The organism is Haloarcula sp. K1, assembly GCF_001647155.1.
GTDB lineage: Archaea > Halobacteriota > Halobacteria > Halobacteriales > Haloarculaceae > Haloarcula > Haloarcula hispanica.
Genome location: NZ_LRHL01000012.1, coordinates 189292 through 208175 on the forward strand (window position 1 = coordinate 189292; position 18884 = coordinate 208175).

At 63.4% G+C, this 18884-nt stretch carries 22 protein-coding genes; all 22 read left to right on the plus strand.

Annotation, left to right across the window (positions count from 1 at the left end; translation table 11 throughout):
* Window positions 1-101: 101 nt before the first annotated feature.
* Window positions 102-326, plus strand: coding sequence for a hypothetical protein (locus AV929_RS05780; RefSeq protein WP_064287677.1), 225 nt, complete (start codon window positions 102-104; stop codon window positions 324-326).
* Window positions 323-4267, plus strand: coding sequence for a hypothetical protein (locus AV929_RS22590; RefSeq protein ID WP_230458842.1), 3945 nt, complete (start codon window positions 323-325; stop codon window positions 4265-4267). The genes AV929_RS05780 and AV929_RS22590 overlap by 4 nt, the downstream gene beginning before the upstream one ends.
* Complete coding sequence (locus tag AV929_RS05790; RefSeq protein WP_064287678.1) at window positions 4264-4521, plus strand: MarR family transcriptional regulator; 258 nt, start codon at window positions 4264-4266, stop codon at window positions 4519-4521. Before AV929_RS22590 ends, AV929_RS05790 begins: the two co-directional genes overlap by 4 nt.
* Window positions 4522-4575: 54 nt before the next feature.
* Window positions 4576-5142 carry a hypothetical protein gene (locus AV929_RS05795; protein ID WP_064287679.1) on the plus strand — a complete coding sequence of 189 codons (567 nt, stop codon included), beginning with the start codon at window positions 4576-4578 and terminating at the stop codon, window positions 5140-5142.
* A gap of 225 nt (window positions 5143-5367) precedes the next feature.
* Window positions 5368-5685 carry a hypothetical protein gene (locus AV929_RS05800; RefSeq protein ID WP_064287680.1) on the plus strand — a complete coding sequence of 106 codons (318 nt, stop codon included), beginning with the start codon at window positions 5368-5370 and terminating at the stop codon, window positions 5683-5685.
* Window positions 5686-5687: 2 nt separating this feature from the next.
* Window positions 5688-5930, plus strand: coding sequence for a hypothetical protein (locus AV929_RS05805; protein ID WP_064287681.1), 243 nt, complete (start codon window positions 5688-5690; stop codon window positions 5928-5930).
* Between the two features lie 76 nt (window positions 5931-6006).
* On the plus strand, window positions 6007-6282 hold the full coding sequence (locus AV929_RS05810) for a hypothetical protein (RefSeq protein WP_064287682.1): 276 nt from the start codon (window positions 6007-6009) through the stop codon (window positions 6280-6282).
* A gap of 25 nt (window positions 6283-6307) precedes the next feature.
* Window positions 6308-6850 carry a hypothetical protein gene (locus tag AV929_RS05815; RefSeq protein WP_064287683.1) on the plus strand — a complete coding sequence of 181 codons (543 nt, stop codon included), beginning with the start codon at window positions 6308-6310 and terminating at the stop codon, window positions 6848-6850.
* The gene (locus tag AV929_RS05820; protein ID WP_064287684.1) at window positions 6847-8457 is read left to right on the plus strand and encodes a hypothetical protein; all 1611 of its coding nucleotides are present in this window, start codon (window positions 6847-6849) and stop codon (window positions 8455-8457) included. Before AV929_RS05815 ends, AV929_RS05820 begins: the two co-directional genes overlap by 4 nt.
* Window positions 8454-8831, plus strand: coding sequence for a KTSC domain-containing protein (locus tag AV929_RS05825; protein ID WP_064287685.1), 378 nt, complete (start codon window positions 8454-8456; stop codon window positions 8829-8831). The genes AV929_RS05820 and AV929_RS05825 overlap by 4 nt, the downstream gene beginning before the upstream one ends.
* A gap of 14 nt (window positions 8832-8845) precedes the next feature.
* Complete coding sequence (locus tag AV929_RS05830; RefSeq protein WP_080510043.1) at window positions 8846-10330, plus strand: phage portal protein; 1485 nt, start codon at window positions 8846-8848, stop codon at window positions 10328-10330.
* 96 nt (window positions 10331-10426) lie between these two features.
* On the plus strand, window positions 10427-11692 hold the full coding sequence (locus tag AV929_RS05835; protein ID WP_064287686.1) for a hypothetical protein: 1266 nt from the start codon (window positions 10427-10429) through the stop codon (window positions 11690-11692).
* Window positions 11693-11701: 9 nt separating this feature from the next.
* Window positions 11702-13027: a hypothetical protein gene (locus tag AV929_RS05840; RefSeq protein WP_080510044.1), complete on the plus strand. Its 1326-nt coding sequence runs from the start codon at window positions 11702-11704 to the stop codon at window positions 13025-13027.
* Between the two features lie 12 nt (window positions 13028-13039).
* Window positions 13040-13345: a hypothetical protein gene (locus AV929_RS05845; protein ID WP_064287687.1), complete on the plus strand. Its 306-nt coding sequence runs from the start codon at window positions 13040-13042 to the stop codon at window positions 13343-13345.
* Between the two features lie 2 nt (window positions 13346-13347).
* The gene (locus AV929_RS05850) at window positions 13348-13731 is read left to right on the plus strand and encodes a hypothetical protein (protein WP_064287688.1); all 384 of its coding nucleotides are present in this window, start codon (window positions 13348-13350) and stop codon (window positions 13729-13731) included.
* A gap of 3 nt (window positions 13732-13734) precedes the next feature.
* Window positions 13735-14499 (plus strand): hypothetical protein, encoded by a 765-nt coding sequence (locus tag AV929_RS05855; protein ID WP_064287689.1) that lies wholly within the window; start codon window positions 13735-13737, stop codon window positions 14497-14499.
* Window positions 14500-14506: 7 nt separating this feature from the next.
* Window positions 14507-15043, plus strand: a complete 537-nt coding sequence (locus AV929_RS05860; protein WP_064287690.1) for a hypothetical protein — start codon at window positions 14507-14509, stop codon at window positions 15041-15043.
* Complete coding sequence (locus tag AV929_RS05865; protein WP_064287691.1) at window positions 15040-15591, plus strand: hypothetical protein; 552 nt, start codon at window positions 15040-15042, stop codon at window positions 15589-15591. Before AV929_RS05860 ends, AV929_RS05865 begins: the two co-directional genes overlap by 4 nt.
* Before the next feature lie 85 nt (window positions 15592-15676).
* Window positions 15677-16606 carry a phage tail tube protein gene (locus AV929_RS05870; protein WP_064287692.1) on the plus strand — a complete coding sequence of 310 codons (930 nt, stop codon included), beginning with the start codon at window positions 15677-15679 and terminating at the stop codon, window positions 16604-16606.
* Window positions 16607-17104, plus strand: coding sequence for a hypothetical protein (locus AV929_RS05875; protein WP_064287693.1), 498 nt, complete (start codon window positions 16607-16609; stop codon window positions 17102-17104). It abuts the gene before it with no gap.
* Between the two features lie 149 nt (window positions 17105-17253).
* A complete protein-coding gene (locus AV929_RS05880; RefSeq protein ID WP_064287694.1) occupies window positions 17254-18282 on the plus strand; it encodes a hypothetical protein in 1029 nt (342 codons plus the stop codon).
* Between the two features lie 24 nt (window positions 18283-18306).
* Window positions 18307-18882, plus strand: a complete 576-nt coding sequence (locus AV929_RS05885; RefSeq protein ID WP_064287695.1) for a hypothetical protein — start codon at window positions 18307-18309, stop codon at window positions 18880-18882.
* Window positions 18883-18884: the final 2 nt, after the last annotated feature.

The window sequence follows — 18884 nt, forward strand, 5'->3', positions numbered from 1 at the left end:
CGGCATAGAGACGCCTCACTGACCGGTCAACACGGCGATGAATTATATAACGCAATAGATATTTCTTCAGATACTCCAGCGGAAACGGTGGGGTGTCTGTCATGAGCGGGCGCTCGTACTCCGGTGACCCGCTTGATGGCACCGTCCAGTACATCACCGAGCGGCCGGAACTGGACGATACCGGTGAGACCATCGATGTCGTCGATGACCGTCTCGATGCCAAGGGCGAGGCAACGGTCGAGAATGTCCCATTTCCCGACGATGGAAGTGAACGGTCCGATCCGGAGGGACAGACAACCCTCAATGACTGGAGGTGGTCGGCGTGACCGACCTGTCGTTGCGAGAACGCATCGAGAACTACCTCCAACGCAACCTCGACGCCAGTACGGTCGCCATCGCTGGGGCACTCAGCGAATCGCCAACCGCAGTCGCGGATGTCCTTGACGAGGATCCCCCTCATTCAGAGCAAAGTTCAAGTGAAGATACCGGAGACCGCTTTAGAGGGTCGTCATCACGGCCGCAGCGAGTCCCTGAGTGGGACCGTTGGAGCGACGCCGACTGGACCGACCCCGAGGCAGACATCTATCCGCCAGCGCTGCTTGACCGTGAGCAGTGGATGGGCCATCAAGACAAGAAGCCCTTCGCGCCGTGGGCTGATGCCGATGCCCCTGCCGAGTGCGGCGAGGACGGCCACGACACCGCAGCGACGTGTGACTGCGACGCCCGCTACAAGTGGGGCTACGACGGCAACTACCTCGACGGCGAGGGTATCGCGATGGCCGAGGTCGACCCACGGCTTGACGGTCGGGCGTTCCTGCAGCAGCCCGAGGACCCCTTCGCTTACGTCGACGGCGACGACATCCGTGACCCAGAGACCGGCGACGTCCATCCGGCGTTCATCGCAATCCTCGAACAGTTGGGGCTGACCTACGCCGATATTTCCCAGTCCGGCAGCGGGGCCCATGCCATCTACCGCGGCGAACTCCCCGAGGGCGTCAAGCAGGCGTCATGGCAACTCGACGACGACCCATGGGGCGACAACGAGGACCTTCCGAGCATCGAGATCTACGCCCGCAAGCGTGTCTGCGTGATGACCGGCGACCACGTCGCCGGCACGCCGACCGAGGTTCGGGAGTGGGACGACGACGTCCTCGAAATGCTCGTCGAAGCCAACGACCCAGTGGCATCCAGCCAGCGCGACCGCGTTGAGGACGTCGACACCGCTCGCGAAAAGTTCGACAGTTCCGACTACGAACCTACGGCGACCTCGACGGACGAGACGACGACTGATATCCGAGACATCTTCCACGCCCTGGACCGCCTCGACGCCCAGCGCGTCGCCGAAGCGACGATCGTCCACCGGTGGAACGACTCAGCGTCGACGAGCGATGGCGAGCGTGCCTTCGCACCGACCTGGGGGCCCAACAGCAACGGGACGGCGAACATCGTCAACGACCAGCGCTGGATGGACACCGGCGACCGTGGCGGCTACGGTGGCCCCGTCGTGATGGCGCTCATCGACGCCGGCGAACTCCGACCGGAGCAGGCTGCCGGTGGCGTCTCTGGCGCCGACTGGTGGACTGGTGTCGAGCACCTTCGGGACCTCGGCTTCGACATCCCCGAGCTCGAGGACGACTACGACCCCGAGCAGACCAGTGGCGGTGTCTCCGAACACTGGCCCATCGAGGAGTGCGAGCCACCGGGCCTGGACCGCCAGTCGGTCACGCCCGAGGACCGCTGGGACGAACTGCAGGGTGAGCGCTTCGAAGAGTTCGTCGACGCCGACGGGCCCGTTGCCTGGGCTGATGACCCCGGCAACGGCAAGACGACCAACGCTGCCATCGGCGCCGCAAAGCGGGATCGGCCACACGCTGTCCTCTTCGACAAGCACCAGAAGGCTCGGGAGTTCATCGAGGACGACCCGACGGCTGACGACTATTACCACCTTCGTGGTGGTGCTCAGAAGCGTGGCGACGTCTGCATGGACGTCGATCACGACGACGAACGGGATATGTGCCCCGAGCACGGCCACGTTGCCGACTGCCCGCATATGTGCCCCATCTACGACTTCGCGAAAGACCACGAGGGACGCAAGCGCTACGAGGTACTGGCTGGCGAGCTCGGACCGGTCAAGGCCCACCAGATACTCGCTGACGAACTGCCGGGCCACGACGAGCACGGTCACTGTGCCTGGCTCGACCAGTTCGACGATCTGTCGAGCGAGGACCGCGTCGTCGGTGTCCACCAGTACCAGCTCTTGAAGACGGTCCAGCGCCGCGGATCCGATGGCCCGCAGCGAGACATCCTCGTTGACGAGAGTCCGGACTCACTCCGGTCGGACCGTCGCGTCACCGTCGAGGACCTGGCCCGTGTCGGGAACGCGCTGGAGGGCATGGCCTCGAACGCTCACGAGGAGTATCAGGATGCACTCGGCGAGTTCGCTCGTTTCTCGCGAGACCTCGTCGACGCCATTACCGACCCCGACGGGCCTGACGAGCTTGCCGACCTGGACGCGCCGGCGGTCGACAGCGACACCATCACCCGCGAGGTTGACGTCGACGATCTCCCTGACAGTGTCGACGAGGACGACGTTCAGACCAAGACCGTTCGAGAGTACCCTGGGATGCCGCGCGAGGGGTACAAAGAGGTCGAGAAGGCCGTCGTTGAGGAGACGATGCTTGAGGAGTCGCTTGCCCAATGTAAGGTCCACTACAACGAGACCCTCATCGCACGGATGCGTGACGACCGATGGTCGGGAACCCCGCTCGTCTTCGACGCGCTACTCGGCGCCGCAGCGGCGGCCGGCCTCAACGAGGAGAGCTGTCGACAGGCCATCGCCGTTCCGACGACCCTGGACAACTGCCCCTGGTGTGCGTCCGATATCGTCTTCGACAACGGGGCCCGCCACTGCGAGGACGAGACCTGCGACTGGCACGAGGAAAAGCACAACATCACGCGTCGTGACGGCCCCACGGCCAGAGCACGTGCCGAGCTCGACCTCGAACCCGAGGAGCTTGACCAGCCTCAGGGCATCTTCTACGAGGAGCTTCCCCGGCCGACTGACCTCCCCGACTCGCCGCTGATCCTCGACGCCACGACGACGAAACGGAAGATCGCTGGGCTCTACCAGACGCCCGTCGACGAGGTCCTCGTCACCGGCGACGAGCCACAGTCGTTCAATCTCCGGGCCACGCAGGTCCTGGACGGCCAGTACCACGCAGGGACCATCGACGACAGCGAGTCTCTCCAGGAGCGTATCCAGCGCGTTATCAATACCGCCGCCGATGTCCACCAGTCACCACTGTACGTCGTCAAGCGCAGCCTCCAAGACCACTTCGAGTTCCCCCAGGGAGCGCCGGTACTGCACTATCACGCTGCTCGTGGGCTCAACTACAACGACTGCGACGCTGTCGTCGCCATCGGCGCTCCCCACCCGAAGGTCGAGGATCTCCAGCGCGAAGCCGAACTCCTCGCGATGGATCATCCCGACCTCGACGCTGGCGGGGCTGAGTACTCCACCCGTGCCGATACCGAGGACCCAGTCTACCGAAAGCTCCACTTCGAGGACGGCAACGGACGGGGCCGCGCCGTTCCCACGAAGCACTTCTCCGGGCTGACCGGCGATCTGTTCGAGGAGAGTCGCTCGAAGGAGCTGACGCAGGTCATCCACCGCACCCGGCCCGTACTGGCCGACGAGACCAAACACGCCTACCTGCTGACGAACGTCCCGACCGATGTTCCCATCGACGAGGTCGCGTCGTTCGACGAGCTCGCCGACCCGCTCGAAGCGATGCTTCCGGTTCCCGAGGGAGCCATCGATCTCCTAGAGGCCGTCGACGACGTCGTCCGTGGCGACGGTCCCGATGGGTTCCGCGCTGGGCGTCTCGTCGACGAGGGCGACGACGGTACGATCGCGAACAGAGTCGAAGGCTACCACCGACTGGCCCAGCTGTCAGGGCTCGATGTCACCCAGCGGACGGTCTACAACTGGGTCCACGCTCTGGAGGACGTCGGCCTCCTCTCCCCCGAGCGGTACGAACAGCACGCTGGGGTGGCTTATGCCATCGATTCTGCTACTTTGAAATCAGCGTTATCAGTACTATCTAGTAACGGGAGTTTCAAAGTAGCGGCCAAGCGCCGCTTACGGTCGCTACTTGCCGAATCGGAATCTGGCCTCGACTGGCTGGAGTGGGCCCAACGCGTCTTCGAACTCCACAGTGAGGAATCGGGGGCGGTATCCCTCGGTGGAGGTGCCTCGTCGGCGTGACTGGCCCTGAGTCGGGACGGTTCGACGACCTCCCGCCCAGTGCCAAGTACGTCTACCGCGTCCTCGACGAGGAGGGTCCGCTGTCTCGCAAGGAGCTACAGGAGGAGACACAGCTCTGCGAGAGCACTCTCGACGACGCTGCCGATACTCTCGAAAAATGCGACTTTATACTCAGGACCCGCGATACCGACGACCTCAGACAGGTAGTCATGAAAACCGTGACTATGCGGACGTATAACCCCTCCCGGAAGTGATATAAGATCGACTGCTTCCCCAGCCGCTCTACACCGGCGGTGACCCCACCAGCCATGTCTATCCAGTTATCACCTACCACGAGCATCGCGACCGACGATGTCGCCGTTCCCGAGCAGCCGGGCGACATCTTCGAAACACTGGTCGCCGATTCCGAGCTCTGCTGCCAGCAGTGCTACCGCCGCATCGGGGCACGGCACAACTTCGACCATCTGTCGGGCCGTCGATGGGGCGATATCCTGAGCTTCGTCGACTACGACCTGCCCGAAGACGAGCCCCGGTGGAACACCTCGGACCGCGAGTACCATGAACAGGCGCAACTCGCCGATAGGACTGAGCATGCGAACCCACCGGGCGACGACCTTGACTCGGGCTCGGCCTGCTCGTTCTGTGGCGCCATCGACTCGCACCGATCGCCGTCGACTCGGTCTCGCAGCGAGGCCCTGGAGGCGGCGGTGGGCATCATCACGACACTGACCGAGTTCGGCTGTTCGCACGACCCGCTGGCGCTGATCGTCGAGGTCGGGGACCTCAAGCGGGATCCCGATTACGCCGGAGACGATTTCGCGACGTTCCGGATGGCAACCGAGCGGGCCGTTCGGGCCGGGCGTCGGCCCCGATGACCTGCCATGTGTTCTCTACCCCCATTTCTCCCATCCACCGACTGGCAGCGAGGGTCCGCACCGTACGTTAACCGGCCGGCCCCAGCTTGTCCCTGACGTCGGCCGCCCAGTCCGGATCCAGTGCGCTCACCGAGAGCGCGGGGTGCAACTCCCCAGCCGGACAGTTATGATACAGCACTGTACCGACGACTCACCCGGTTCTGGGGTTGGGGCCCACGATGCATCATGAGCCATACAACTCCACGACGTCCCTGGTACGTTCCGGACGCACTGGCCGACGACTACTGCGAGATCGCACTCTCGGGCGGTGATCTCCGGATGCTTAAGACGCTGAAAATCTTCCGGAGCATCCTCGTCAACGCCGGCATCATCGGCATCACGCTCACAGCGCTATTCCTGACTGCCGCCGACGCGACCATCATCACCGTCCTGAGTCTCTCAACGCTCGCACTCTACAATGGCGTCGAGGTGGCCGACTACGCTGCTCTCGCAGCCGCCTTTGCTGAGGTTCGAGCACAGCAAACGGAGGAGGGGGAGAAGTGACGATGTCCCGCACCCGTCCCATCCGTACCGTCGTCGCCGGCGGTGTCATCGTCGCGTTCCAGGCCATCTGGGCCGCGATGCTCTGGGCTGACCGTGAGCTTGACACGCTCATCCTGCTCCTGGGTGTTGCCATCCTTCTGGGCGCCGGGTACTACCTCTGGGACGACGCGATGGGCGAGGGCGTCGACGCTGCACAGGAACTCCAGAGTGCCGGTGGCGAGGATGGAACGGAGAATGACTCGTGAAAGAGCTCATGTTTGAGAACGGCGAGGTCCGGGACGCCGATCAAGACGATGTCGACAGCGAGGAGACTGAAGACTGATGCTCCCCAATCCGTTCATCGAACTGTTTCGGTCACCCGTCGAAACGCTGGCGGCGCTGGGTTACGCCCTCTTGCTTGCGACACTACTGGTCCTGACCCTGGCCGCCTGCTGGCGCAACGCTATTACAGTCTACGTCCGCTGGGACCGCCAGCGTCCTGGCCAGTGGGAGTACGTCCCACCGCTGGCGTGGCTGGTCCGCGTCGCCGCTATCCCGTTCGTCCTCGCCGTCGACGCGTGGGCTGTCGCGGCGCTCGTCTGGCTGCTAACCTCATGAACCCCCCAGAGTCGGTGATAACCCCATGAGCCCCAACATAGACTACGGAGAGCACGGCCGTTGCGAGGCGACCGCCAAGTCGACTGGCGAGCGCTGCGGACGTCCTGCAGTTGGCGACCATGGGAAATGTGACATCCACGGCGGCGACTCTCCGAAAGGAGAGGACAGTCCGTCGTTCAAACACGGTCTGTTCTCGGACCACCTCAACGAACAGGATCGCGAGGCCGTCGCGGCTCTGGAAGATCTTGACAACACCGAAAAGCTCGAGGAACTGATCAACTGGCGGCTGGCCCGTCTCCGCCGATACCTCCGGCAAAAGAACGACGCCGAGCGCGAATCGTTCTTTGACAAGTTCGATGCGATGGTGCGGGAGGGTCGAAAGAACGGCGAGCCAGGCCTGTCGGCGAAACAGATCAAAGAGCTCGCGAAGGCACTGAGCATGAACAACCGCGCGGCTCAGGAAGAGATCGACCTCGTCCGAAAGCTGATCAAAGCCCACGACAAAATCGCCGGCGACGGTGGCGGGGTCGGCGGGCTTCGTGATCTCTTTGGAGGTGATGGTGAGTGAGCTCCGACGCCGCCGATATCGACCTGTCGCGATACACTGACGGCCGCGACAGGTACGTCAACTTTGCCGAAGAGGTGCTTGACATCAGACTGACCGAGCAGCAGCGTCGGCTCCTCCGTGCACTGGCCGAACACCGGCGTGTCATCATCATGTCGGGTAACGGTCCGGGGAAGTCCTTTGGCATCGCCATCGCGAAGGTCGCGTTCCTGGTGACGAACCTCAACTCCACAGTACTAGGGACGTCGGGGTCGTACTCGCAGTACGTCGACGCTGTCTGGCGGCCGATGAAACAGCTCCACGCGCAGCTGAACGCGCGCCTGCCGGTCGACCTCGGGACGCCGAACGACGGCGGCCAGCCAACACTCGAGATTGAGGACGACTGGTTCGCGAAGGTGGTTTCCCCACGTGACCCTGGCGACCTCGAGGGACGGCACGCCGAGTCGATGCTGGTCATCATCGAGGAGGCAGACAAAGCGTACATCACCGAGGAGCACTTCGACAGCGCGGGCTCGTCGATCACCGACGGCAACGACCGCATGGTCGCCATCTGCAACCCACCGGAAGACGAGGCCAATCCGGTCTACCAACGGCTGGAGTCCGATCGCTGGCACACCATCCAGTTCTCCAGTCTGGAGGCGCACAACGTCATGGTCGACGCCGGCGAGATTGACGCCGAGAAGATACCTGGAGTCGTCGGGCTGGAGATGGTTCGCGAGGACTGGGAGGCCTGGAACGACGAACCGTGGCCCGGTCTTGAGGAAGCCCGTCGCGTCTCCGACCCCGACAGCGAGGACTTCCGCGAGGATCTCGACGCTCGCTGGTATCGAAGGCGGGCCGGAGTGGTCCCGCCGGCTGGCGCCCGGGCCCACCGTCCGTTCACGAAGTCCGACGTCGAGGCGGCGTGGGAGCGTGAACCCGAGTACTACCCAGCTCAACCCGAGGCGTGGTCCGTCGACGTGGCCCGTGCTGGCGGTGACGAGACGGTCGCCGGGGCTGTCTTCGGTGACATGCTTGAACTGCCGTACCGCTCCCAGGGCACCGAGCACGTTGAGCAGGCTGAGCGCATCACACAGACGTTCGAGTCCTACGACGACGGCCCGGCCGCCGTCGACGCCGTCGGTGAGGGATCTGGACTGGCAGACATGCTTGCCGCCCGGTTCCCTGAGGTCATCCGGTTCAACGCCGGCGGTGAACCTTCTGACACCAAGTCCTTCTACGACGCGTGGGCTGAGGGTCTGCATCTGTTGGGGAAGTGGCTCCAGGAGGGCGGCTGCATCGACGATCGGAAGCTCTACGAAGAACTCCTCGTGGCCGCTCGCACGCTTGAGTTCGAGGAGCGCCACCTTGCTAGCCGTGGCCACTCCGGGTCAAAGGTCCTAAAACTCACGTCGAAGTCAGAACTGAAAAAGCAACTCGGCCATTCCCCCGACCGCCTCGACGCCGCGTACATGGCTGTGTGGGCCCGGGACGCCGAGGCCGGTGTCCCATCGGCGACAGCGTCGCTGGGCGGGGACAACGACGACGCCCGCAACGAGTTCAAGAACTCCGAAATCGGGCAGGCTGTCGCTGAGTTTCAAGAGCGCAACCGGAAAGGGTTCCGGCGATGACGCTGCGTGGCCCCATCGATCACCCGGTTGAGAACCAGCGGCCGGCGGACCCACCCGAGACTATCCAGGCGCCACTGGAGACCATGCCGACGTCGTCGTTCTCGTCGACGAACGTTCACTCGGCACTGTACGACTTCGGCCAGAACGAACTGTACGTCCGGTACCTGCGCGACGGTCCGGACGCCATCTACCGGTACTGGTCAGTCGGTGCGCAGACGTGGTCGGGACTCGTCGACGCAGGTTCAAAAGGCGGATACATCAACCGAAACATCGCATACGACTTTCCGTACACGCTGCTGACGAAGGGCGACTTCCCGCAGCGAGGCCACGGGCTGGACAACGACCTCGCTCGACGGTTCGTGACCACTCCGTAGGAGGACTGACATACATGGGCATCTTTGATGACGCGACCCGAGAGGTAGCGAACCGGATAGACACCAGCGGCAGCGACGACGCCGGCGCCGCAGACGCGGCCTCGATGGCCCGGGCGACAGACGCCCGCGAGGTTACAGCGACCGTTGAGGGCAAGTCGGTAAGCATCAAAGACCCCGAGACAGTCAAGACCGACGAAGAGGGAACATGGCTCACTGGGACACAGTCTTACGGGCGACCCCGGGGCAGCGAAGCTATCGAGGCTCGGGAGATCGTCCAGACGTCGGCGATGCAGGCCATCGGTAACGGCATCGTCGATCAGTTGCTCGGTGGCGACCTCACGTTTGAGTCTGAGGTAGACACCGTCAGCAGCACGGAGGCCGCGGTGCGGGACCTCATCCGGGACGTCCTCACAGGCCCACATCTGGGCAGCAAGGATCTAGACGACCTCATCACCGGCGCCGTCTTCGACATGCTCGGTCCAGCACAGGCGTACTGGCAACTCCACCCGTCGGAGAGCGATGAGTTTCCCGTCGTCGCGCTGTCAAACCTCGATGCGCTGACCATCCGGCACAACGTCGACAGGCACGGCATGTGGGACGACCCGCCGTTCTACCAAGCGACGGGAGCGTTCTCCGGCGACGGCGTCGGTACGCTCGGCAATATCAACCCGACAGCACTCCAGGACGAGCAGCTGGTCGTGATGCACTACCCGCGCGGCGAGCGGCCGTACCGATACTACCCGATGTCGCCGTCGCTGCAGGTCAAGGAGTGGCTGGAGATCCTCGCCAACTCGACGACCCATCACAACCGGTTCTACGCCGACAACGAAATTCCGCCGGGCCTGATCCAGGTGATGGGAGCTCAGAACGTCAGCGACATCAAAGAGAAGATCGAGGCCGCCAGCGGTGACCCGCGGGATGTCCCCGTCATCGGCGGCGATGGCGGCGCCCAGTGGCTGGAGCTCGGCGGGACTGCGGTAAATCTCAACATCATCGAAGAGCAGCGGTGGTTCTTCAACATGTGCCTTGGAGCACTCGGCCTCGGCAAGCACGAGCTCGGCTTCACCGAGGACGCGAACCGGTCGAACGGCGAGATAGAAACGACGCGCATCTACAAGCGCATCGCCGGCCCGTTCAGCAAGCAGTTCGAACGTGCGTTCCACCACATCGCCAGCCAGTTCGACGTCTATCAGGCGCTCGAGCAGCCCTTCGACATCCGTCTGCGCTTCACCGACCCGCGGGAGGAGCAGGCTCGCGAACAGCGTTTGCGAGAGATGTGGCAGGCCGGCGGCCTCACCTATCGGCAGTACGTTCGGCGCCGCGGCGACGATGACCTCGCCGCAGAGGACATGACCGTTGAGCTGAACGGCAACATCATCGACTACGGCGCGTACCCGAAGCACGTGCTTGACGCACTCCTCCGGGACGCCCGGTCGGACCCTGATGCCAACGCCGACATGGGTGACGGCGATAGCGGCGGCGAGGATCCACTGACGTAGACGCCGTCACTGACTCCCGATGACCGCGGCCCACCGTGGGGTCGCGACGGTCAGGGCAGCATCACCACGGCTCGCTTCTAGAGGATATGAATTGATATGACCGACCACGACGACGCGCAGCATCGCGCCTATCACCAACCCAGCGCCGTGCGGGTGTTCGTCCGCGAGACCGATGACGACGGCGTCTTCGTCGTGCGGATGCCCATCGCGTCAACGGGCGAGGTCCGCAACCAAGGCGACGAGCCACTCACTCGGGACGAACTCGACGGTATGGCTGAGCAGATCGAGGGCGGCGGCGCCGGCGTGTTCCTCGACCACGGCTCGAACATGGATATCTCGGGGTCACGCTACTCGGCGGTCGGCAAGGTCGGCGAGTGGCAGAATCCCGACCTGACCACAAACGACGCCGGCGAGACACTCCTTGAGGCAGAGGCGCGGATGATGGATCCCGAGACGCTGTCGGAGACGACCGGTAGCGTTCGGGAAGCCCTTTCTGCGCTGAAGGCACAGGTCGACCGCGACATCGGCCTGTCCTCGTCCATCGGGTGGCGGGACGACGACTCGTCTCCCGGCGGTGTCGACCTCATGGAGGCGTCGATCGTCGGCATCCCGGCCGATCCACGGACGACGTCGCAGAACGCAGCCGCCGCGATGGCGCGGGCTGTGGTGATGGGCTCTGATGCCGACCAGCACCGCCACCTTTCCGCTCAACAGGCCGAGACTGCCGAGACACTTCTTGATGCCTATCGCAACGAGCAGGGCAACGGCAGTGTCGAAAACTTCGAGAGCTGGCTGTGGAACGTCGCGTACCACCAGTTCGATGACAACGAGTTCCACGCTGCACAGACCGCACTCCAGGAGTTTTACCGCGAGACGACACCCCTGGAAGAGCCGGTCGATACGCAGTTCATTCCGTTTCTCGACAGCCAGCAGTCCGGCGACGAGAGTGGCGATGACAACGACGACGAGGGCGGTGACGCCCGTGATTCTGTGACTAACAGCAACACCCAGTCCGGCGACAACCCGGACAACACGAACGACGACCAGGACGGCATGGACCAGCAGGAGTACCGCGAGTCCATGCTCGAGATGCAGCGCCAACAAACCGAGACGCTGTCGGCGCTCGCCGACTCGCTTCGCGATGACGACGATGACGGCGATGATGACGATGACGACGATGAAGACGAGGGCAACGAGCAGTCCCTCGACATCGACGGCGACGAGGTGACCGCCGAGGACGTTCGCGAGATGCGCGAGCAACTCGGCGACGCCGAACCCGACACCGACGGCAACCGTGACGCTGACGACGACAACGAAGAGCCCGACGACCAGCGCGACGCTGATCCGAAGAACCTCCTGTAGGAGGCACTGATGTCCGCAACTTCTGACACTAACAACTTCGACGATCTGCAGACGGACCGCGACATTGCGGCCCGACTCGCAACGCCAACCGACAACAACGCCCGCACTATCTACGACACTATCCTGCGTGCGATGGGGCTCCCCGAAGTCCCCATCGAGCGCGGTCGTGTGGGCATACCCATCTCGCACATCCAGGACAAGCTCGTCGATTCTCACCGCGAGCACGGCGATGACCCTGAGGCGACCACGCGCGCCGAAGAACAGTTCGGCACGCGTTCGCCGTTCGCCGCTGCGGCGGCCGCCGGCGAGGGGTATCACGACGTCGACGAGAACAACCGAATCGCGCCGGTCGAAGACATGTCCGAGCGCGCTGCCATCGACTACTCCGTCGTCGGCGCCGCATCGCCGGTCGAAGTCGACCCACGACTCATCGACATCCAGCGGGGGGCAGCGCCGGTCCTCAGCGTGATCCCCACGCAGGCACAGGCCGGATTCGAGGCGCAGTACAACATCATCGACGGCCGCAACGACCCCATCGGGATGGTCTCCGAAGCTGAAGCCGCCGGCGACATCTCCAGCCTGAGCGAGGGCGACTTCTCCATCTCGACGGACAACAAGAAGATGAAGATCTACCTCGACCAGGCCCGGATCTCGGACTACTCCCAGCGTGCTGAGGACACGCTGAACTACATGGACCTGTCCCAGACGACCCTCGGGCAGCGCACCATCGCCCATGCGCTATTCAAGGCGAAGCAGATCTTCTACGGCGACCCCAGCGTCGGTGCTGGAGACAAGTCGATCGAGGATGGCGACGCCTACGAGGGTATGGCGAAGATCTTCGATGGTGCCGGAAACTCCATCGACAAGACGACGACGTCCTCGGGCTTCCTCGAGGACATGCTGGACGAGGTGACCGTCCAGGTCACCAACACTGGCCTGATGTGGGACGCCGCCCGCTACCTCGTCTCGCCCCAGTTCTACAACGCTATCTACGACGAGGTCACGCCAACCGTCCGTCTGGACGGCTACGATGCCGACGTCGAGTACGGGCCCCAGGGTCTCGCGATCGGGACCGAACAGGGGAGCGTCCAGATTACGCCCTGTGACAACATCCGCAGCTACAGCGGTCTTACTGGCGTTGGGTCCAACTCCGACAACGGCGACGTCTTCCTCATCGACGAGCGCGCCACGCAGTTCCGCCAGCTCGCGCCGTTCTCGACCGTGCCGCTGGGACGGACCGGGCTCGCCGACAAGGTCGCCATGTTCGAGTACGGCACCCTCATCGACAAGGCGCACGGCAACCACGGCCTCTGGCTGCAGGGGTACGACATCTAACTGGAGTGTGACATGACGCACACCACTACCGTCGAGGACCGACTGTCGGCGGGGAACTTCAAGAGCGTCGTCGCGACGCTCGACATTACCGGCCTCGACAACGCCAACAACGAGGCGTTCAACGCGGCGGCCGAACTCGGCTTCGACACCGTCTTCGGCGTCAGCGTGCTGGGCGTAGAGAACGCCGACTCCTACGTCGTCCAGTGGGACCACCTGGAGACTGATCTCTACGTGGAGGGTTACGGCGGCACCGATCCCACAGCTGGCACTGACGTCGGGGAAGTGCGCGTCCGCGTCGACGGCGACCCGGGAGCGTAACCATGCGTGTCGAGCATCCCAACGCCGGCGAGGGCGACGGCGTCGCGCCGGCGCAGGTCGACGTCGACGGCGACAACACACCTGTCGGAGAGGAGGGTACGTTCGAGATACCAGACGACGCCACCGGCTGGCTTCGTCGCTTCGCCGAGCGTCACGGAGTCGACCCTGACGACGTCGTTCGTGAGGAGGACGGTCCTCCTGATGCCGGTGGCGCTGATGCCCCGGATCCGAGCGACCACCCGGTCGCAGATCTCCGCGATATCCTCAACGATATCGACGACGTCGACGTGCTGGAGACGGTTCTCGAACGCGAACGCGACGGCAAAGACCGCGAGACTGGCGTCGAAGCCATCGAGAGCCGTATCAACGCTGTCCAGGAGGACTAACGGATGGCGACGGGATACTGCGAAGAGAACGATGTCCGCAAGGCGTTACAGGACAAGAACCTCGACGAGACAAACGTATACGGTCCAACCGGAACGGAGTTCGTACTGGCTGCTGTCGAGAAGGTGAGCGACTGGCTCGCCAAACAGAGCAATCGACACTTCTACGACTCCAGTGGCGCCGACAGTGATGCGGTCCCGACAACTGCAGCGTCTGCGTCGATGGTCCGGCTCGACGTCCCGTCGTCACCCCACGCCCAGCGCGGGCAGTTGTTCACATCGGCTGATGGCGCGCGGTATCCTGTCACCAACCATGGCCCGTACGTTCGAATCACGCTGCCACACGGTTACGTGTCCTCGCTCAGCTCGCTGGAGGTGCGGCAACTCGGCGGCGGTGTTGAGGACTGGGTCGCTGCTGTGGATCGGGACGAGGGCCGCGGCGAGGACTATTACGTCCAACGCGAGGGTCAGGACTCCTACGGCCGCACCCATCTGTACATCAGGGCGCGGTCAATCGGGAAGCGCTACAATTTCGATGGCCTGCTGACGCTGAAATACGACTACGGCGCCGACGCCGGTGAGGAGTCGTGGCAGGATGTCCGTCGAGGCGTCGCCCAACTCGCTGCTGCAGAGCTGGTCATCGAGGATGACGTGGTCACGTCGATCCCCGACAATGGCCAGTTGGTCGGGGTCGACACACAGCGCCAGCAGCTCGTCGACGACGGAATGGACGCGCTCGAACCCTATCTCACGCCGCCAGGTGGTGCGTGATGCGCCGATGTCTGCCGCTAAGACCTCGGTTACCATCGAGTTCGACCTGGAGTTCGAGACTGACCCCGTCGGGGCGACGCTCGATATCGCCGTCCCGAGTGCGCCATCCGATGAGGCCCGGCAGGCCCTGCTCGACAACGTCGAACAGACTATGGTCGGCGCTCGCGACAACCTCGTGTTCCAGTCGGTCCAGCGCGTCCACGGTCGGCTGGAGCGGTACGCCGGCCGAGTCGGCGACTACAAAGTTGAGTCGCTCATCGAGAGCTTCGCCGGCGTCGACTACCAACGCGACCGGACGTCAATCCACGTCGAGTGGTCGTGGGCCCACGAGGCGTTTCGGTTCATGGAGTTCGGCACCAGCGATCACACCGTCGAGGGCGATCCGCTGCTGGTCTTCGAGTTCGATGCCGGCGAGTACCCCTACCTCGAGGACATGTTCGGCGACGGGCCGGCGTTCCTCCCCGAAGTCGAGGTCTCGGGCCTGCCGGAGGCTCGTGCGGTGCGCGACTCGCTCAACTGGCTCCGTCGGGAGGTCGGACAGTGAGCGCTGACGTTGACTGGGTCCTGGACCAGCTGGCCAGCGTCGTCGACAGCGTTGCGACGGACTACTCTATCACCAACCAGGACGGCACGGCCTCCGACGTGGTCATCAAGCGCGTCGACCGCGACGATGCCCAGGTCTACGAGGGGTCCCAGTCAGTCGACATGACGACGCCGATCACCGAGCGCACCGGAGAGTTGCAGACGGGCTGTTTCATCGGTGCGACGCAGGCATCGGGAGCCGAGGAACCGATCGGCACGGAGTACGACCTTGATATCGAGCACGTCGTCGGCCTGCGCGTCGAAGGCCTGCACGAAAGCCAGTTCGGTCACGTTGATCCCGCCGGCGAGGACGGCATTCCGTTCGACGAGCTCAAGCATCGCATCCGGATGGCGCTGTACAACGGGCGCGAGTACCCCAGCGCCGGCCGTTCGAACGTCTCGTTTACGCATCTGCAGTTGACGAACCCAGCACCGCAGTCCGACGACTGGCAGCACTACTTCCGCTGGGACGTCGACGTCGTCTTTGACGGCTTCGAGGACCTCTCCTAACCCCTTCTTTTCGAGTGATAGATATGATACACACACACCGAGACGAGGCCACGTTCAGGCCCGTCACTGACGGAGGTATCGAGTAATGCCGGGTGCGGGTAGCGGCAACCTGGCGTTCGGCAAAGAAACATCGTTCATGGAGAGTCTCGCTGATGAGGACAACGACGGCAACCCAGACTACTGGCAGTTCGGCCGAAATCCCTCGTTGACCGAGCTCTCGCTGGACAACCAACTTCAGCGGATGCGAGACGCGGGCGTCGTCGAGAACGTTGAATCCGTCAAACAGGCCTTCGAGGGCGCGGTCGGCGTTGAGGCAACCATCTCTTCGGACACGTTCGACGACGTGGAGGACATCGTCTTCAACGACGCGGGGACCTCGTTCACGAGCGGCCAGGCGGCCTCGTCCCGTATCTACGCCGGCGTCGACTACGTCGGCGGGACTGCCGAGCGGGAGCTGATTGGCTGTATCCCAACGGAGTTCACCCCGATCAACTACACCGAGGGTGGGTTGCTGACGTTCAGTATCTCGTTCCTCTACGCTGACGAAAACAAGTCTGCGTCGATAACGCCGTCGAACGTGAACTCGGTCAGCAACGCCACGTCGGCACCAGACCACGCTCTCACGCTGGATATCGACGGTGTCACGGTCACTCAACTGCAGTCAGCACAGCTCTCTATCAGTAGTATCGCCCGCTTCATCCGCGGCGCTGCAGGGCCGGCGCCCGTCGACGCTGTCATCGCGGCGCCAGAGTCGACTGTCGAGACATCGGCTGTCTTCGGCTCCGACTCTCCGTCGCGCCTGGAGCTGGCTTACGGGTCGGCCGGCGCGACCTCGCCCGAAGACCTCGTCGGTGGTGTCTCGGCGACGCTAGACGTCACGGTCAACGGCACTCAGGTCTCGACGTACAACCTCACGGTGACGCCCGCGTCGGGATCCTGGGACAACGTCATCAACACAGAAAACACGGAACAAAGTCTCACATGGAACGTCGACGGCGGGGTGAGTGTTGCATAGATGCCCCTCCAAACTGACACCTACGACCTGGCCGACGAAGCCGAGCGCCTCAAGGAGGAGTGTCGCGAGACGGCTGAGAAACTCGCGCCCCTGGACGCCGAGAACCCAGCGGCGCCACGGCTGCAGCGGCGTGGGAACCAACTCCAGTCCCAGCTGGACGGCGTCCGCTGGGCCCGATCGGAGTGGGACGTCGACGCGGTCACCCTCGGAGGACTCACCGGTGGCGAATATGGCCACGTCGAGGACGAACTCCCAGCCGCTGGAGGGTCCGGTGCTCGGCGTGTCTACTACGTCGCGAAGGGGACTGTCGATGCGCCGTATCTCGACGATGATATGGACTTTGACGCTCGCATCGCTGCGGCGTCGGACCTGCCCATCGGCTTCCTGCGCTGGGCCGAAGCCCGCATCGACGACCTCTCCAGTGTGACTGAGGGAAACGAACCGCGCTTCGCAGACTGGCTCGCGGACGCACGGAAGGAGCAGTCGACCGACGAGTAGTCCTGCAGTATGCTCGTGCTATCGCGATGCACCGCGGACTCGACCCCCGTATCGTGGACGACCTGCCGTGGCGGGACATCGACGCGTACCTGACCGTGCACGATCTGCTTGAAGCCCGCTCTACACTGGGCGGCATCCCGGACTAACCCATGAGTGAGTTCACAACTGAAGCCGATCTGCTGATCAGCGATGTCGACGGAGCCAGAGCGGCGATCGAGGACGACCTCGGGACACTCTCCGTCGACGTTGAGACCAACCAGCCGATGAGCGCTGGCGGGGACGGCGGCCCGTCGTCGCTACTATCTCAGGGTGCGACGGTTGGCGCCGTCGATGTCCTGGACGACCAGCTCGAAGTTCTCGAGGACATCCACGACGAACTCGAAAAGCTTGGACAGTCGGCGGCCCTCGCTGGCAGCGGTGGTGGAGATGAGAGCTCCGGATTCATTGGCTCACTTACTGGTATTGCAGCCTCACGATTACCGTCTCTGAGTACTCTCGGAGGAAGTGGTGCAGCGGCTGCAGGAGGTGGAACAGGAACGCTATTGGGAGGCGGCGCTGCAGGTATCGGGCTGGGTTTGGGAGGTGTCCGTGGCCTCCAGGAAGTAGGCGCGACACAGGAGATTCGAGGCACTGGACAAGACGTCCAGTCACAGATCGGGAGTGACGAAACACAACTCGCCGCGGCTGGAATCTCACAGCTGTTACCGGGTTCCGTGGAGAATACGGCTGCAGTCGGCGGTGCAGCACTCGGCCTTGCCCAAGGCGATGTCGATAGAGCTAAGCAAGACTCCTCGCAGGCTGTGAAAACTGTCTCTATTGACTCCAGTGATCTCGATGCGCTGAACAGTGCACTCGGTGAGCCAGAGTGGCTCTCGACGCTGTCGGACCCGTCTATTTCAGAGCCGACTTGGTTGACGGCGTTGTCCAATCCGACGATCTCCGAACCGGCGTGGCTGTCTGAGTTTGCGAACCCCGAGTTCAACATCGAAGAACCGGCATGGGTAAGCAACTTTAGTGGCAGTGACATCGGACTCACTCTTGAAGTCCCTGCACCAGACCTCAACTTTTCGACAGGGAACATCCGTAGTGAGTTGGACTCGGAATTAGAGAGTTTCAAGAGAGAAGTTGTCGACGAAGCGGTGCGCGAAGTCCAGTCTGTGTTCTCTGGACTGGGCTGACGGTTCTCACACCCCATTTAATACATGACATTACACAAAGCAATACTCACTGTAGAGGCAGATGTCGACGGCGACGGCACCTTCGAGACCGGCGAGTTTCACATGGCCGGCAACATCGAGATTGTCCCGTCGCTACGCACCGGATTCGTGCTGGACAATCGTGGCTCGACCATCAACTCGGTAGTCAGCTCCACTGTCGGCTCAGGAGAATCAAAGCGCAAGGGTATCTACCTCGACCTCGGCGGTGGTGTGCGATCGGTGGAGGTATCCTTCGACGGCTGGGAAGGGTCTTCAGAACAGTGGGGCGATACTGGCGATGGGGGCCCGACCAAGGCAGATGCGACAGGTGAGGACCCCCTCACACAGCTCGAAGTACTGTTTCAGTACCTGAGTGTTGCCGAGATCGACTCGCGAAACCCCGCCACGCTTGAGTACGGCGAGCATTATTCAGACGGACTCTACGACCCACTCGATGTCGTTCTCGAAAGCCCGCAAGGGACGCGAACGGCGGAGAACGGGTCGACGTTCAGCGGGTCGCTCGCGTTCCTCAGTGTTCAGGCGATCAGCGACGTTGTCGACGGCGCCAACAGGACAGGATAACC